Annotated in this window: 14 protein-coding genes; 10 read left to right on the top strand and 4 right to left on the bottom strand. The window is 69.3% G+C overall.

Features of this window, described 5'->3' with window-relative positions:
- Positions 1 to 221 precede the first annotated feature (221 nt).
- Together T333_RS06645 and T333_RS06640 are read right to left on the bottom strand one after the other, a co-directional pair.
- On the bottom strand, positions 222 to 1,241 hold the full coding sequence (locus tag T333_RS06645) for a hypothetical protein (RefSeq protein ID WP_496423918.1): 1,020 nt from the start codon (positions 1,239 to 1,241) through the stop codon (positions 222 to 224).
- Positions 1,241 to 1,966 carry a ParA family protein gene (locus T333_RS06640; protein WP_355000212.1) on the bottom strand — a complete coding sequence of 242 codons (726 nt, stop codon included), beginning with the start codon at positions 1,964 to 1,966 and terminating at the stop codon, positions 1,241 to 1,243. The genes T333_RS06645 and T333_RS06640 overlap by 1 nt, the downstream gene beginning before the upstream one ends.
- 269 nt (positions 1,967 to 2,235) lie before the next feature.
- Here T333_RS06640 and T333_RS06635 point away from each other — a divergent pair, with 269 nt between their 5' ends.
- From T333_RS06635 to T333_RS06625, 3 genes are all read left to right on the top strand, one after another.
- Positions 2,236 to 3,696, top strand: a complete 1,461-nt coding sequence (locus T333_RS06635) for an aminotransferase class I/II-fold pyridoxal phosphate-dependent enzyme (RefSeq protein WP_496423917.1) — start codon at positions 2,236 to 2,238, stop codon at positions 3,694 to 3,696.
- A 136-nt stretch (positions 3,697 to 3,832) separates the two neighbouring features.
- The gene (locus T333_RS06630; RefSeq protein ID WP_496424157.1) at positions 3,833 to 4,834 is read left to right on the top strand and encodes an adenylate/guanylate cyclase domain-containing protein; all 1,002 of its coding nucleotides are present in this window, start codon (positions 3,833 to 3,835) and stop codon (positions 4,832 to 4,834) included.
- Between the two features lie 624 nt (positions 4,835 to 5,458).
- Positions 5,459 to 6,226 (top strand): RluA family pseudouridine synthase, encoded by a 768-nt coding sequence (locus tag T333_RS06625; RefSeq protein ID WP_496423916.1) that lies wholly within the window; start codon positions 5,459 to 5,461, stop codon positions 6,224 to 6,226.
- A 324-nt stretch (positions 6,227 to 6,550) separates the two neighbouring features.
- Here the strand turns inward: T333_RS06625 and T333_RS06620 are convergent, their stop codons facing one another.
- Positions 6,551 to 7,195, bottom strand: coding sequence for a TIGR03086 family metal-binding protein (locus tag T333_RS06620; protein ID WP_496423915.1), 645 nt, complete (start codon positions 7,193 to 7,195; stop codon positions 6,551 to 6,553).
- Between the two features lie 51 nt (positions 7,196 to 7,246).
- Here T333_RS06620 and T333_RS06615 point away from each other — a divergent pair, with 51 nt between their 5' ends.
- Positions 7,247 to 7,687: a MarR family winged helix-turn-helix transcriptional regulator gene (locus T333_RS06615; RefSeq protein ID WP_496423914.1), complete on the top strand. Its 441-nt coding sequence runs from the start codon at positions 7,247 to 7,249 to the stop codon at positions 7,685 to 7,687.
- 302 nt (positions 7,688 to 7,989) lie between these two features.
- The gene (locus T333_RS06610) at positions 7,990 to 8,769 is read left to right on the top strand and encodes a metallophosphoesterase (protein WP_496423913.1); all 780 of its coding nucleotides are present in this window, start codon (positions 7,990 to 7,992) and stop codon (positions 8,767 to 8,769) included.
- A 21-nt stretch (positions 8,770 to 8,790) separates the two neighbouring features.
- Here the strand turns inward: T333_RS06610 and T333_RS06605 are convergent, their stop codons facing one another.
- The gene (locus tag T333_RS06605; RefSeq protein ID WP_357246081.1) at positions 8,791 to 9,846 is read right to left on the bottom strand and encodes an AraC family transcriptional regulator; all 1,056 of its coding nucleotides are present in this window, start codon (positions 9,844 to 9,846) and stop codon (positions 8,791 to 8,793) included.
- Between the two features lie 85 nt (positions 9,847 to 9,931).
- Between T333_RS06605 and T333_RS06600 the strand changes: the two genes are divergently transcribed.
- The 5 genes from T333_RS06600 to T333_RS06580 all read left to right on the top strand — a co-directional run bounded on the left by T333_RS06600 (position 9,932) and on the right by T333_RS06580 (position 15,338).
- A complete protein-coding gene (locus T333_RS06600) occupies positions 9,932 to 11,398 on the top strand; it encodes a flavin-containing monooxygenase (RefSeq protein WP_496423912.1) in 1,467 nt (488 codons plus the stop codon).
- A gap of 45 nt (positions 11,399 to 11,443) precedes the next feature.
- Positions 11,444 to 13,570: an ATP-binding cassette domain-containing protein gene (locus T333_RS06595; RefSeq protein WP_496423911.1), complete on the top strand. Its 2,127-nt coding sequence runs from the start codon at positions 11,444 to 11,446 to the stop codon at positions 13,568 to 13,570.
- Positions 13,571 to 13,643: 73 nt separating this feature from the next.
- The gene (locus T333_RS06590) at positions 13,644 to 14,381 is read left to right on the top strand and encodes an energy-coupling factor transporter transmembrane component T family protein (RefSeq protein WP_496423910.1); all 738 of its coding nucleotides are present in this window, start codon (positions 13,644 to 13,646) and stop codon (positions 14,379 to 14,381) included.
- 121 nt (positions 14,382 to 14,502) lie between these two features.
- Positions 14,503 to 15,018, top strand: a complete 516-nt coding sequence (locus tag T333_RS06585) for a YbaB/EbfC family nucleoid-associated protein (RefSeq protein WP_496423909.1) — start codon at positions 14,503 to 14,505, stop codon at positions 15,016 to 15,018.
- Positions 15,015 to 15,338 (top strand): WXG100 family type VII secretion target, encoded by a 324-nt coding sequence (locus T333_RS06580; protein ID WP_355000223.1) that lies wholly within the window; start codon positions 15,015 to 15,017, stop codon positions 15,336 to 15,338. The genes T333_RS06585 and T333_RS06580 overlap by 4 nt, the downstream gene beginning before the upstream one ends.
- Positions 15,339 to 15,555 lie beyond the last annotated feature (217 nt).

The raw sequence follows: 15,555 nt of genomic DNA, 5'->3' as shown, positions 1-15,555 counted from the left end.
ACATCACCCAGACCTTCGAATTCGATTCGAAAAACATCACGGTGTTCAGTCCAGCGGATCCGAGCGTCCATCTTTCACAGATAAACGGTGTTCGTAAACCCCAACACGCAAATTGATGATAACAAAACAATAACCAAGAGAAACAATTTCTTCGCCACCGAAATACGACGGCGCCCCGCGCGGAATTGGTAATCCGTAGCGGGGCGCCGTTTCGCGAGGAATCAGGCGGTGATCTGCTCCTCGATTTGTTCGGCGAGCGTGCGCAATCGGGCCGCGAATTCGCGGGCCGCGGCCGGATCGCCGCTGGAACCCTTCACGACCCGCCTGCTCAGCGCGACCAGCCGTGATTCCATCGTGGAGAACAGATCGACCGACCGATCGCCGCCCGTTTCGATCACTTCGCCGCGCAGCCAGGCCTGCAATCGCTCGACCACCTCGGCCTCGTCGAAACGCTCCGGCAGCAACGCGATCGCCTCGCGCAGCTTGCCCGCCGTGACCTTTCCGCCCGGGCCGCCCGCGATCGTGGTGTACACGGTGACCGCCGCGTCCTCGCCGTGCTCCGCGGCCACCGGGAGCAGCTCGCGAACCTGCCCCTCGTTGATCGTCGGCGCGACCGGGTGCAGCCGGGCGGCCAGCGGCCACGCGCGAATCAGCTTGTGCGCGTACGACCGCTGCATATCCCAGCGCTGCTCGACGTAATCGTCGAAACTGGAGTACCGAGCGCGGTAGAGACGCCCGTCCCGCACGATCTGCAACGCGCGGCCCGCCGCCCAGAACGCGATGCGCAGCGAGTCGATCGAGGACTCGCACGCGCTGAGCTGCTCCTGTTCGCGCCGGTTCAGCGGACCGTCGCCCGCGGCGGGTAGCGGCATGGTGAGCACGTCGGCCAGCTGCTCCGTCGCCGTCGACATCGGATTCGCGACGACCGGTTGCACCGACGGCGAATTCGCGGTCCCGACCACATGCGGTTGCGCCGCAGGACTGTTGGGTATGGGCGCGGCCTGCCGGAGCGATTGCGCCGTGCCGGGCAGCTGCGCCTCCGGCCCGCGGGACGGCGAATCCGGGACAACCGGCGGTGTTTCCGTGCCGCGCGATTCCGTGAGCACCTCCGCGACCGGCCGGAGCCGCTCGGACCGCCATTCGGCGTCGCGCAGCGGCGAGACGGGCGGTGTGTGTTCGGCGTTGTCGGACAGTGGATTAGCGGACCCGCCGATGGAACCCTTCCTACGTTGCGGAGGCATCAGGCCGGCACCTCCACCGCGACCCGGTACGGAGCGACGAGTTCGTCTCCGACCTGCCGGTACTCGCCGAGATCCGCGATCGGGTTCTCGGCGCCGTCGCCGACCTCACCGTCGGCGGCCTCGCGATACCACTTCCACGCGCTCAGATAGGACGCGAAGACGTCGTACCCGGCGTCTTCCAAATTGCCGCGCTGCGTGCGGTATTCGGTGGAGACGTTGACGCCGTTCTTCATGGTGACCGGCACCTTCGTCATCAGCACTCGCACCCGGATCTCCCGGTCGGTCCCGGCGGCGGCCTCCGCGGCGGCCCGATAGGTACTGGGCACGCGCTTCACCTCCGACGGACTCACACTGGTCAGCAATACCAATTCGTCGCTGGCCGGAATGGCCGCCTTGAATATCTCGGCCGATTCACCGCCCGCGTCGACGATGACGACGTCGTATTTGTTCGCGTTGTCGTGAATGCAGTCGTCGACGTGCCGGGACGGAAAGGCGATCAATTCGAACGGCACTGCGACCCGCCCCTTGAGCAGCCTGCGATACCAGGAATAGCCGGTCTGGCTGAGCGGGTCCGCGTCGATGACCAGCACCCGCAGCTCGTGCACTCTGGCGAAATAGCACGCCAAGAAGAAGGCCGAGGTCGTTTTTCCGACACCGCCCTTGAGATTCCCCAATGTGATCACCAGGGGTTTGGGCAGTTCTAACGGCGCAACAGAATTCGTCATGGACAGTCCTCCGAGTGTGAGGAGTGCAAGAAACTCTGGCGGAACGAGTCTTACACAGTTCGAGCGAAGTACCGTTGATTTGAGGCACTTCTTTTTCGGAGACCGTGTCCAATTGGACACAGCGGCCCCGGCGGCCGGTCCGCGATCGGAGTGGCCGGAAACTGCCCGGCGGACACCGCCGAGGGAATTTAATTAGCAAAGCTAATAATATCGGTCTATCCCCAGGTCAGCCAGCGATTAGCCCGCTACGCAGCGGGTAGCTCCCGATCATGGACCACTCACAAGCTCCCCTGGTGGACGCACTCGCCGCGTATCACCGCGTGGGCCGGTACGGGTTCACCCCGCCGGCTCACCGGCAGGGACGCGGCGTCGACGAGCGCGTGCTCGACGCGATCGGGCGCGACGCGTTCCGCTCCGATGTGCTGGTCGGGCCCGGTCTGGACGACCGACTGGCCCGCGGCGGCTATCTGAGCAAGGCCGAGGAACTGATGGCCGACGCGGTGGGCGCCGACACCGCCTTCTTCTCCACGTGCGGCAGCTCGCTGTCCGTGAAGGCCGCGATGATGGCCGTGGCGGGCGGCCAGGGCGGCGGTTTGCTGGTGGCCCGCGACAGCCACAAGTCCATCGTCGCCGGGCTGATCTTCGCGGGCGTGCGGCCGCATTGGATCACGCCGCGCTGGGACGCCGAGCGGCACTTCTCGCATCCACCGTCGCCCCAGCAGGTGCGCGAGGCGTGGGAGCGCAATCCCGACGCGGCGGGCGCGTTGATCGTCAGCCCGAGCCCGTACGGCACCTGCGCCGACATCGCGGGCATCGCCGCGGTCTGCCACGAACGCGGCAAGCCGCTGATCGTCGACGAGGCGTGGGGCGCCCACCTGCCGTTCCATCCGGAGCTGCCCACCTGGGCCATGGACGTCGGCGCGGATCTGTGCGTGGTGAGCGTGCACAAGATGGGCGCGGGCTTCGAACAGGGTTCGGTGTTCCACCTCCAAGGCGACCTGGTCGACTCGGCACGGCTCAGCGCCTGTGCCGACCTGCTGATGACCACCAGTCCGAGCGTGCTCGTCTACACCGCGCTCGACGGCTGGCGCAGGCAGATGGTGCAGCACGGGCGCGAATTGCTCGACGCCGCGCTGCGCGTCGCCGACCAGGCCCGCGTCGAGCTGGACCGGATACCGGGCATCGAGGTGATGGAAGACGAACTGCTCGGCGTGGAGGCCTCGCACGATTTGGATCGGCTCCAGGTGCTGATGGATGTATCCGGCACGGGCGCAATGGGTTACGACGCCGCCGACTGGCTGCGCGAACACCGGAACATCGATATGGGACTCGCCGATCATCGCCGGGTCCTCGCGACGCTGTCGATGGCCGACGACAAGGACACCGTCACCGCGCTGGTCGAGGGCATGACCGCGTGGCGCGACCAGCTGAAAGACCCGCGGCCGCCGCAGATCCGGCTGCCCTCCCCCGAAGAGTTGCAGCTCGAAACCGTCGAACTGCCGCGCGACGCGTTCTTCGGTGAGGTCGAGGTCGTCCCGATCGAGAAGGCGCCGGGCCGGATCGCGGCCGAGCAGCTCACACCGTATCCGCCCGGTATTCCGGCGGTGGTGCCCGGCGAGCGGATCAACGAGGCGGTGATGGACTATCTGCGGTCCGGTCACGAAGCCGGTATGAACGTCCCGGACGCCGCCGACGGCAGCCTCGACACGGTGCGCGTCGTTCGCGAGTGAGACGCCGCGCCAGGAGGGATTTGCCGCATCGGGTGCCCACGCACGGTTGGCACGACGCCCTCCGCGCGCTCCTGTGACGTCCCCCAACGCTGCGACTATGGCCTCCACCGGCGCGCGGCGTGGCCGTAAGGTGGCGATCATGTCGACGACCGAGATTTCCGAGCTCGTCCAGTCCGTCGTGGAGGCGCACCTGCTCGACGGCGAGCGCAAGTACAACCGCGCCGAGGTGGCCGAGCGGTCCGGGGTGTCGCCGTCGATCTCCAAGCGGTTGTGGACGGCGCTCGGCTTTCCCGAGAATCCCGACAACGCAGTCGATTACACCGATGCCGACGTCGACGCGGTGCAGCACTTCCGCGGGCTGAAGGTGGTCGCCGCCTCCGATGTGCGTCAGCAGGCCGCGGCGGCGCGCACCCTCGGTCAGTCCATGGCCCGGCTCGCGGAATGGCAGGCCGACCTGGTGCTGGCCGAGATCGCGGCCAAGGTCGCCGACGCCTCCCGCGACGGCGCGACCGACCCGGCCGAGATCGCCAGGATCGCCACCCAGGAGACGGTCTCGGTGCTCGAGGAGTTGCAGACCTACGCCTGGCGCAGGCACCTGGCCGCCGCGCTGGCCCGCTCCTTCGACAACGAGAGCCCCGCCGAGGATTCCACCCGGGAGCTCGCGGTCGGCTTCGCCGACATGGTCGGATACACCAGGCTGACCAGGCACCTGCACCCCGACGAGCTGTCCACGCTGCTCGAGGCCTTCGAGTCGACGACGACCGAGGCCATCAGCGAGAACGGCGGCTGGGTGATCAAGCACGTCGGTGACGAAGTGATGTTCGCGGCGGAGACGGCGCAGGCGGGCGCGCGCATCGCGCTGGCCATCCAGGAGTCGACCATGATGGTCGGCGGCACCCCGGATTTGCGCGTCGCGCTGGCTTACGGCCCGGTGCTGCAACGCTTCGGCGACTTGTACGGCTCGGTGGTGAACATCGCGTCGCGCCTCACCGGCGTCGCCCGCCCCGGCACCGTCCTCATCGACGACTCGGCCGCGGCGCAACTGGCCGACGACCCGGAATTCGCTGTGCGCCACCTCCGCAGCGTCCGAGTCCGCGGCTTCAACCGCCTCCGCCCCCACGCCTTACGCCGCCCCTGAGCCCGCGCCCGGCCGAGCCCCACCTCGGAGCACTGGCTGCGGCCGGATACCGCCCGGCGGCTGCGCGTTGCGGCGGCCCGAGCACCGAGTACCCGGCCGAGCACTGCGCCGCCGCCGAGCACCGCCATGCGGCTTAGCACACTGCGCCGCAGCCGCGCTCAGCCTGCGGCAGGGTGCCGCGCGGCAGTCGGCTCCGCCCGCAATCGGACACAGCGCGGCAATTCGGCACAGCAAGCACCACTCCGGCACCGCCGCCGAACCCAGGCCTGCGGTCGGACACAGCCCCGCAGCCAAGCACTACCCGGCACCGCCGCCGAACTCAGGCCCGCGGTCGGGCACAGCCCCGCAGCCGAGCACTACCCGGCACCGCAGAGCTGAGCTGGCGGTCGTGCACCGCCCAGCGATCGGGCACTGCCGCGGCCGAGCGAGGCACCGCGGCCGAGACCCGCGAACGCCGAGCGAGGCACCGCGGCCGAGACCCGCGAACGCCGAGCGAGGCACCGCGGTTCAGCACCGTGTCGCGGCTGGGCGTCGCTACCTTTCCCTATCGCGGCACACCGCCGAAGCCTGAATGCCGCGTATGCGCGACGGGTGGGGGCGGCGGGGCGACGTAAGGTCGTGCGGGTGGAGACCGATTGGTTGCGGTTGCGGGAGCGCTGCTCGATCGCGGAGGACGAGGCGATCCTCGCGCTGAACAAGCCCGCGGGGATCTCGGTCACCGGGGAGCGGCACGACACCGACATCGTGGAGCTGGCGGCGGCGACCGGCGAGACGCTGTACCCGGTGCACCGGATCGACAAGGTGACCTCCGGGTTGGTGCTGCTGGCCAAGGAGCTGGGCGCGCACGGCCAGCTGACCAGGCAATTCAACAAGCAGACGGCGGAGAAGACGTACTTGGCGGTCGTCGATTCGACCGGGTTGCCCGAGCACGGTGCCATCGATCTGCCGTTGAGCGTCGGCCGGAAGAACCGGGTGCGGATCGCCGCGCCACGCGAAAGCATCAAAGCTGAAGACGACCGCTGGTTCGTCGACGACGCCGACCTGCTCGACACCAAGAACTATCCGTCGCTGACCCGCTTCGCGACCGTGTTGCGCACCGAGCGGCGCACCGTCCTCGCGCTGCGCCCGGTGACCGGCCGCCGCCACCAGATCCGCGTGCACCTGGCCTGGATCGGCCACCCGATCCTCGGCGATCCGCTCTTCGACAAGTCCGGCGCCTATCCTCGCGCCCATCTGCATTCATGGCGACTCGGACTTGCCGCGTCCTGGCGCACCCCGCCCGAACTGAATTTGGACGCTCCGCCCGGCGAGGACTTCTGGGCCCCGGTGTCCCCGACCGATCCCGGCGAACTCCTCGACCGCGCAACGGAATTGCTCCGCGCGAATTCCTGACCGCCCGGCACAAACCGGGCCCACCTTCATCGCCTACCGGAGGCCGCGCCAGTGCTTGCGCAGACGACGCCCGAGGCGGCCCCTGGCCTCGGTCTCCCCCACCGATCTCGGCGAGCTACTCCCCACATCGGAACTCCCCCGCGTGAACTCCTGACCGCCCCGGCACAAACTGGGCAGACCTTCGCAGCCGACCGAAGGTCGCGCCAGCACGGGCTCAGACGCCCGAGGCGGCCCCTGGCCTCCGTCTCCCCCACCGATCCCAGCGAACACCTCGACCGCGCATGCAACCTGCCCCGCGTGCATTCTCGACGGAAGCTCGCGGATTTACGCGCGCGCTGAAGTCGGCGTCCACTCGGGCGAGCGGCCGAGCTGTCGCAGCACCCGATCCATGGGCGAACCCGAGTCGGCCCCCGCGACCACCGGCGCGAACGCCGCGCCCGGCTCCGATCGGGAAGGCCCGTGCGGAACCGCCTCCGCGATCTCCAGCGCCATCAGCGCCACCTCCGGGTCCGGGTCGATCGTCTCGCCGATCGATCGCGCGACGTCCCACGCGTGCACGACGCTGTCGACCAAGTGGAACCCGATGACGGTTGCGGCGGGAAAGCGGTGCTCGCTCGACAGTTCCGCCAGCAGCACGGTGCGCTCGAAGACGTCGGGCTCGGCGAATGCGGCGACTACCTCGTCCGCGGCCGCGAGGTAGTCGGCGACCGGATCCGCCGCGACCCGCACCTCCCACGCGCCAGGGTCCTCCGAACCGCGCGCCGCCCCCGCGAATCCGCGGTCCTGAGTCGCCATGTGCGCCAGCAGGGCGCGCAAATCCCATTCCGAGCATGGCGTTTCGACCGAGAGATGGTCGGGTTTCACCTGCGAGACGGCTTCCGCGCACAGCCGGACGGCACTGGCGTGCAGTCGGCGGAGCCGCTCGTTCGATTCGGTCGTGCTGGCATCTTGTTCGAATATCGTACTCATGCGCTTATCGTAAGCATCTACATATCATCTGCCAAGCACTATTTTCTAGACATGCCAGACCCTGACCGACCCGATCTCGCGGCAATGGTTGTTCCGCTCGGCCGCGCCCTCGTCGCCGCGGAACTACCCGTCCTGGAACGCAACGGCCTCACCATGTGGGCCTACGGAGTGCTGCTCGGCCTGGAACCGGAGCCGGTGTACACCCAGGCCGCGCTTGCCAAATCCATCGGCGCGGACAAGACCCGGATCATCGGCGTCCTCGACGACCTGCAACGCCGCGGCCTGATCGAACGCTCGCCCGACCCCGCCGACCGGCGCGTCAACCTCGTCTCGCTCACCGAGGAAGGCAAGGCGGCCCTCGCCCGCGCTCGGCACGAGATCCGCGAACAGGAGGACGAGCTGCTGGCGGCACTCCCCCAGGCCGACCGCAAAGCTTTTCTCCGCGCCCTGCACACCCTGTGGTCGAATACCACCGCCGAGCGCGGCTCATAGGCGTATCTCCGCCCTCGCTCCGGCAATGCGCAGTTCGATGGCGGCTGTCGCCCGCCCGCACCGGTCGGGCGTACCTTCGCCTTCGCGCTGGCCATGAGCAGCCGAGGTCCGACCGGCCCGGAAGCATCCATTCAGGCGTACCAATTGTGACCGTCACCACTGCGGAACGAGGTCCTCCCATGCGGTGGCGAGCCTCATGGAGACGGACAATGCGCAGGTCATCTAGCCTGAGAAAGTGCCGGGCACACGATGCGGGCACCCTCTGACGCAACGGAGCGATCCCTCAGAGAAAGCGAACGCCGATGATCCTGGTGGCTCAGGTCAGCGATACACACTTCGATCTCGGCACCCGCAACGCCGAACGCGTCGAGCGGGTGATGGCCTTCCTCGCCGACCTGCGCCGCAAGCCCGACGCCATCCTGGTGACCGGCGACATCACCGACTCCGGTAAGGCCGAGCAGTACGCCGAGGCGCGCGTCGCGCTGGCCGCCGACATCCCGGTCTTTCCGATGCCGGGCAACCACGACGACCGCGCCCACTTCCGCACCGCGCTGCTCGGCGAACCGGCCGCGATCACCCCGATCAACAACGCCCACCGGATCGGCGAATTGACTGTCGCCCTGCTGGATTCGAGCGTTCCCGGGGAAGCGGGCGGCGCGTTGAGCGAGGAGACCTACGACTGGCTGGGCGGCGTGCTCGCGGACGCGCCCGCCGACGGACCGATCCTGCTCGCCATGCACCATCCGCCGGTGCACCTGCACAGTCCGATCATCGACGGCATCACCCTCGCCGACCCCGAGCGCCTCGCCGCGCTGGTGGCCGGGGACGACCGCATCCTCGGCGTGCTCACCGGGCATGCCCATTCCGCGGCGACCACGACATTCGGCGGCCGCCCGCTGCTGGTCGCGCCGAGCACGGCCTCGGTGCTCGGCGGCGAATGGGAGCTCGAATTGCCGCATCACGTCATGGATTACGCGCCGGACCCAGCCGTCGCGCTGCACCTCATCGACGAGAACCGCAATCTGACAACACATTTCCGCCCGGTCCCGATGGGCGGCTATCTCGGCGTTCAGCCGGACTGACTCGGCGTTCAGCCGGATCGCTCAGCGCAGCGAAATCCGTTCGCGCCGATACGCGGCGGGTGTCACCCCGGTCCAGCGCTTGAAGGCGTAGATGAAGGTCGAGGACTCGGCATAGCCGAGTCGGATCGCCACGTCGCTCACCGAAAGCGGTGTGGCGGTGAGCATTTCCTCGGCGAGCGCGCGGCGTACCTCGTCCAGCAGGGCGCGATAGCTGGTCCCCGCGGCGTCGAGGTGCCTGCGCAAAGTCCTGGTGCTCATGTTCAATTCGCGCGCCACCAGATCGATGCCGGGTGGCGCGGCGAAACCGTCGGCGCCGCCGGGCACCAGCAGTTCGCGCACCTCCGCCGCGATGCCGGTGCGGGCGCGGCGGCGGTCGACCAGCTGACGGCACTGCGCGAGGCACATGGCCCAGGTGTGCTCGTTGGCCTGCGGCAGCGGCTGTTCCAGCATCTCCGGGTCGATGGTGAACACGTTGTGCGCGCGGCCGAAACCGGGGCGGACGCCGAACACCTCGGTCATCCGGTCGGCGTATTCCGGTTCGGCGAAACGGAATTCGGCGCGCAGCAGCGGCACCTGGCGTCCGAGTAGATCGCTCATCACCTGGTACATGGCCGTCACGTCGCGCTCGACGAGGAACTGACGCACGTCGGCGGGCACCGACTCGTCGTGCACCCGCGCGACGAACTCCCCCGCCTCCCAGTGCGCGACCGGCAGGCAGAAAGTGAAACTCAGATCCAAGAAGCGCAGCGCGAAGGAGATCGCCTCGCCGAGCGTCGGGCTGCTCACGCAGGCGAAGCCGAAGATGCCGAAGGTGGTGATCCGGTATCGCCTGCCCAGCTCGACGCCCAGCGCGGGCGCGTCGACCTCGCGGACCAGATTGCGGATCACCGCGAGTTCGGTGTGCGCGTCGATCTGGGCGTCGGGATCGCGCAGCAGGGGCTCGGTCAGTCCGGTACCGGCCAGCATCCGCGCCGCGGGCACCCCGCGCTCGCCCGCGTACCCCACCATCAGGGCCACGCTGGCGATGCCGCGCGGGAAGTTCCAGTCGCGGATTCCGGTAGCCAGTACCCGCTCCACAGCGCACATTATGGCCGAAAGTCTCGATGCACCCGGTGGCACCGGTTCTAGAGTGGAGTTCATCGAACGTGGTGAGGAGTGTCACATGACAGCTGGTGACCGGCCGTCGGTTCTCATCATCGGCGCGGGTTTCGGCGGCATCGGCATGGCGATCGAGCTGCGGCGCAACGGGGTCCGCGACATCACGATCCTGGAGCGGGCCGCCGATCTCGGCGGGGTATGGCGGGAGAACACCTACCCCGGCGCGGCCTGCGACGTGCCATCGCCGCTCTACTCCTTCTCCTTCGAACCCAAGCCGGATTGGCCGCAGCGCTACTCCGGCCGCGAAGCCATCCACGACTATCTGCGCGGCGTCGCGCGCAGGCACGGGCTGCTCGCGGACATCGTCTTCGGCGCCGAGGTGACCGACGCCGAATTCGACGAGCGAACCGGCCGCTGGACGGTCCGCACCGGCGACGGCACGGCGCGGACCGCCGACGTGCTGATCTCCGCGGTCGGCCAGCTCTCCCGGCCCGCGCTGCCGGACATTCCCGGCATCGACACCTTCGCGGGCGCGTCCTTCCACTCCGCCGAGTGGAACCACGACGTGGAACTGGAGGGCAAGCGGGTCCTCTGCGTCGGCACCGGGGCGAGCGCCATCCAGTACATCCCGGAGATCCAGCCGAAGGTCGAGCACCTGACGCTGTTCCAGCGCACCGCGGCCTGGGTCATCCCCAAATTCGACACCGACTACAGCCCGCTCCAGCACAAGCTGTTCGCCAAGGTGCCCGGTGCGCTCCTGGTGGAGCGGTTCGGCTGGTGGTCGACCGGGGAGTTCGTCTCGCTCGGGCTCGTCGAGTTCCCCGCGATCGCGCGCGGCGTCGCCAGGATCGCCGAAAAACACCTGCGCATGCAGGTCCCCGATCCGGAGCTGCGGGCCAAGCTGACCCCCGACTACCCCATCGGCTGCAAGCGCGGGCTCTTCTCCAACGATTACTACCCCGCGCTCACCCAGCCCAATGTCGCGGTCGAGACCACCGCGATCAGCGAGATCGTGCCCGAGGGCGCGCGCACCGCGGACGGACGACTGCACGAGGCCGACGTGATCATCTACGGCACCGGTTTCAAGGGCACCGAATTCCTCTGGCCGATGCAGATCTACGGCCGCGGCGGTCGCAAACTCGCCGACGCGTGGGCCGACGGCGCGCACGCCTACCTCGGCATCGCCGTGCCCGATTTCCCGAACCTCTTCCTGGTCTACGGTCCGAACACCAACCTCGCCGCGGGCTCGATCATCTACATGATCGAATCCCAGGCCCGCTACATCCGGCAGGCCGTGCGGCTGCTCGCCGAGCACCCCGGCCACTGCCTCGAGGTGCGCGGCGAGCAGGAGCGCGAATTCAACGACGCGCTCCAGCGGCGCCTGGCCCGCACGCCGTGGAACTTCTGCACCAGCTGGTACCGCACCGCCTCGGGACGCATCACCAACAACTGGCCGGGGACGGTGTCGAGCTACCGGCGCCGCACCCGCAGACTGAACCGCGACCACTACACCCTCACCAGGGCCGCCTGATCCGGCGAACCCGCCCTCCGCCGCCACCCCTGGCAGACTTGTCACGTGAGTGATCTGCCCACGGCCGACGGCCGGACCGGTTTCGAGGAGCGCGGGCCGCTGCGCCCGATCGAACTGGCCACCGGCGCGGTACTGGGCGGCGTGACGGTCGGGTTGGTCACGGTCGGGTCCGTTGTCCCGCTGGCAGCGGCCCTGCAAATCGTCGCGGCCGTGCCGATGGGGATGCTCGCGCACCGCTACCGGCCGCGCGTGCTCGTCGCCGCGACCGCCTCCGCCACCCTGGTCACCTTCGTCGCGGCGGGCGTCATGCCCGCGCTCGGTGTGATCGCGGCGGCGACGATCGGCGGCATCATCGGCGGGGTCAAGCGCCGCGGCGGCGGGCTGTTCTCGGTCTTTCTGCTCGCGTCGCTGGCGGGCACGCTGTGGGGCGCGTTCAGCATCGGCTCGCTGCTGGTGGCCGGGCGGACCCGCGAGCTGCTGTTCGACGCCATCCGCAACACCGCGAACGGTGTGCAGCGGATCGCCGCGAGACAACCCGCGCTGGAGCCGCTCGGGCGGGCCGCGGCGGATGCCACCGACGCCGTGCTCGCCTGGTGGTGGGTCTATGTCGGCGGCGGCGTCCTGCTCAGCGTGGTGGTGAGCGCGCTGTTCTCCTGGTTCGTGCTGGGCTCGGTGCTGGACCGACTGGCCTGGCTGCCCACTCGGGACCGTCTCGACGCGCCGGTGGACGATCGACCGATCGCGCCGCTTCCGGTGACGCTGCACGCGGCGGGTTTCCGCTACCCGGGCGCGAACACCGACGCACTGCGCGACATCGACCTGAGCGTGCGGGTCGGCGAGTTCGTCGCGATCGTCGGCCACAACGGCTCCGGCAAGTCAACCCTCACCCGGCTGCTCGCGGGTCTGCCGCCGACCTCGGGCACGGTCCAGCGTCCCGGCTCCGCGGGCCTCGGCCACCTCGGCGGGACGGCCCTTGTGCTGCAACGACCCGAGAGCCAGACCCTCGGCGTCCTGGTCGCCGACGACGTGGTCTGGGGGCTGCCGCCGGACCTGGCCGCCGAAGTCGACACCGAGGCGCTGCTGGGCGAAGTCGGCCTGGCAGGCATGGGCGACCGCGAGACCGCCACCCTCTCCGGCGGACAACAGCAGCGCCTCGCCGTGGCGGCGGCGCTGGCCCGTCGCCCCGCGCTGCTCATCGCCGACGAGGCCACCTCGATGATCGATCCCGAGGGCCGCCGTGAACTCGTCGCCCTGCTCGGCGAACTGCCGCGCCGCCATCCGATGGCCGTGGTGCTGGTGACCCACCACGAGGCCGACGCCGCGGCCGCGGACCGCGTGGTGCACCTGGCGGGCGGCCGCACCGTAGAGCACTTGCCCCGCTGGCCACAGCCGGTGCGCGACGCTCGCCGCAGGCCCGTCGGGCAGACGATCCTCGAACTGCGCGACGTCCGGCACACCTACAACCGGGGCACGCCGTGGGAGGCGCCCGCCCTGCACGGTGTCGACCTGGTGGTGCGCCGCGGCGAGGCGCTGCTGGTCGTCGGCGGCAACGGGTCCGGTAAATCGACGCTGGCCTGGATCATCGCGGGCCTGATCCACCCGACCTCGGGACGCTGCGATCTCGGCGGCCGCCCGGTGACGCGCCAGATCGGCCGGGTGGAGCTGGCCTTCCAGCACTCCAGGCTGCAATTGCAGAAGCAGACGGTCGGCGCGGAGATCTCCGACTGGGGCGGGCGTGCCACCGGGTCCGGCGCGGTCGGCCGTGCTCTGGACGCGGTCGGCCTGGACCGCGCGCTGGCCGCCCGCTCCATCGAGGAACTCAGCGGCGGGCAGGCCAAGCGCGTGGTGCTCGCCGCCATCGTGGCGAGCCGCCCGCAGGTCGTCGTGCTCGACGAACCGCTGGCCGGTCTGGATCCGGAGGGCCGCGCCGACATCGTGGAACTGCTTGCCCGCCTGCGTGATTCCGGGCTGACGCTGATCGTCATCTCACACGACGTGGCGGACATGGCCGCCGTGTGCGATCGCACCGTGCACCTCAGTTCGGGTCGCATCCTGGAGACGCAGCCGGTCTCCGACGCCGCGCCCGCGGCGCATCGCTTCGATCCGCGGTCGGCCGCACCGCCACGGCCGGGCGACCCGGCGTGGCGCTTCGGACACGGGGGTGCGGAATGAGCGAACGCAGTGAGCGAATCATGTGCCAGCGCGCCGTGCGCATGCCGGAGCCGAGCGTCAGCGAGGCGCAGGCATGAGCACAGTCCTGCTTCGTCAGGTGCCGGTGTCCAGCCCGGTGCACAACCTCTGGGCAGGCACCAAGATGATCGCCGCGTTCCTGATCAGCCTGCTGCTGATGTTCTGGCCGACCTGGCCGGTGCTCGGCGCGATGGTCGTCTTCCTGCTCGCGATCGGCCTGCTCGCCCGGCTGCCGCTCGGCACTCTGCCCAGGCTGCCGTGGTGGTTCTGGGCGCTGCTCGGCGCGGGCGCGCTGATCAATCTGCCGGTGGGCGGCGCCGCGTTGCTCCGCTACACCCAGGTGGTGATCTTCGGCCTGATTCTGGTGGCCGCCTCGTTCTTGATCGCGTGGACGACGCCCATGGGCGAGATCGCCCCCGCACTGGCCAAATTGGGCGCGCCGCTGCGCAAACTGAAAATCCCGGTGGACGAATGGGCCGTCGTGGTGGCGCTGACGCTGCGCGGACTGCCGCTGCTGCTCGAGGAGATCCGGGTGCTGCGCGCGGCCCGCAAACTGCGGCCCAAGGACCGGTTGCTGGACCGCGCGTCCGACAGCCCGATCATCGACATCCTCACCGCGGCCATGGCCGTCGCCACCCGCCGCGCCACCGAACTCGGTGAGGCCATCACCGCCCGCGGCGGCACCGGGCAGCTGACCGCCCGGCCGAGCGCGCCGGGCCGCCGCGACGCGGTCGCGCTGAGCCTCGTCGTGCTCGTGTGCGCGGGCTCGGTGCTGCTCGACGTGCTGATCTGAGCGGCCTCGGAGGCTGGGACGACAGCGCGAACCGCGACACGGCAGACTGAGGGGAACCGATCATCGGCGCGGCGCGTCGAAATCCATGACGGACCGGAACTCGAACGAGCGGGGGTGGCCGATGCCCGACAGTGAACGCGCGGCGCAGCTGGCGCGCAACGAGGCGCTGCGCGGCGAGATCGACGACCTGATGGAGGTTTTCGAGCAGCAGCGCAGGGAGCTGGCCGAGGCGAGCGCGCGGCTGGCCGCGGCCACGGTGACCGCGTGGTCCTCGGACAATCTGGTCCGGGTCACCAGCAATTCCGCGGGTGTGCCGGTCGAGGTGCACGTCGAGCCGGACGCCTTCAAACGCTCGACGCCGCAGAAGCTCGGCGCGGCGATGACCGAGGCGACCCAGGCCGCCGCCCGCTTGGCCAGCGAGGAAGCGCAGCGCACCTTCGGCGCGTTCGAGCAGGTGGGCGCCGACATTCCCGATCTGCCGGACCTGGTGCCCGGTGCGCCGAGCATCAAGGACCTGGTGAATTCCCTGTTCCCCGAACCGGTCTCGGTCGAGGCGACGGTCCAGCCCGCCGAGCTGGACGACGAAGCCGAGGACGAGTACTACCGGAACCGTGGGTATTTGGAGGGCGGTAGATGAGTAGCTTGCAGGTCGACCCCGATGCCCTTCGCTCCACCAAGCCCGGCTTCGCCGCGGCCGCGGAAAAGGTGCTCGAGGCGGTAAAGAACGTGCAGACCACGGTCGCGGCCGAGGGCGAGTGCTGGGGCGGCGACGAGATCGGCCAGAACTTCGCCAAGGAGTACACGCCGGGCGCCGAGGACGGCATGAAAGGCATCGAGGGCCTCGGCAAGTCGATCGAGGCGCTCAGCGGCGGCGTCGACGCGATCGCGTCGGCCTTCCAGCAGCAGGACGAGCTGAACGCGAAGGCGATCGAGAAGATCAAGAGTTCCGTCGAATAGGAGCTCTCCGCATCGGCGAGTCACGTACCGCCGGTTGTAGCAAACCTCCAGTGCGACATACCTTCACGCGGCTTCGGCCGCGTGCGCCTTCGACGGACTTCGTTCGTAAAGGCGCACTGGGCCAGGGATGACGCTTTGACGTGCCCGTATAGCCAAGTGGCATAACACCTTCGGCAATGGCGCGACAACCGATAGCGATAAGAAACGGGAATACCCC

Source organism: Nocardia sp. CNS-044, assembly GCF_059570515.1.
Note: the sequence above shows the minus strand (reverse complement) of the source record. Positions and strands in the feature narration are given on the sequence as shown.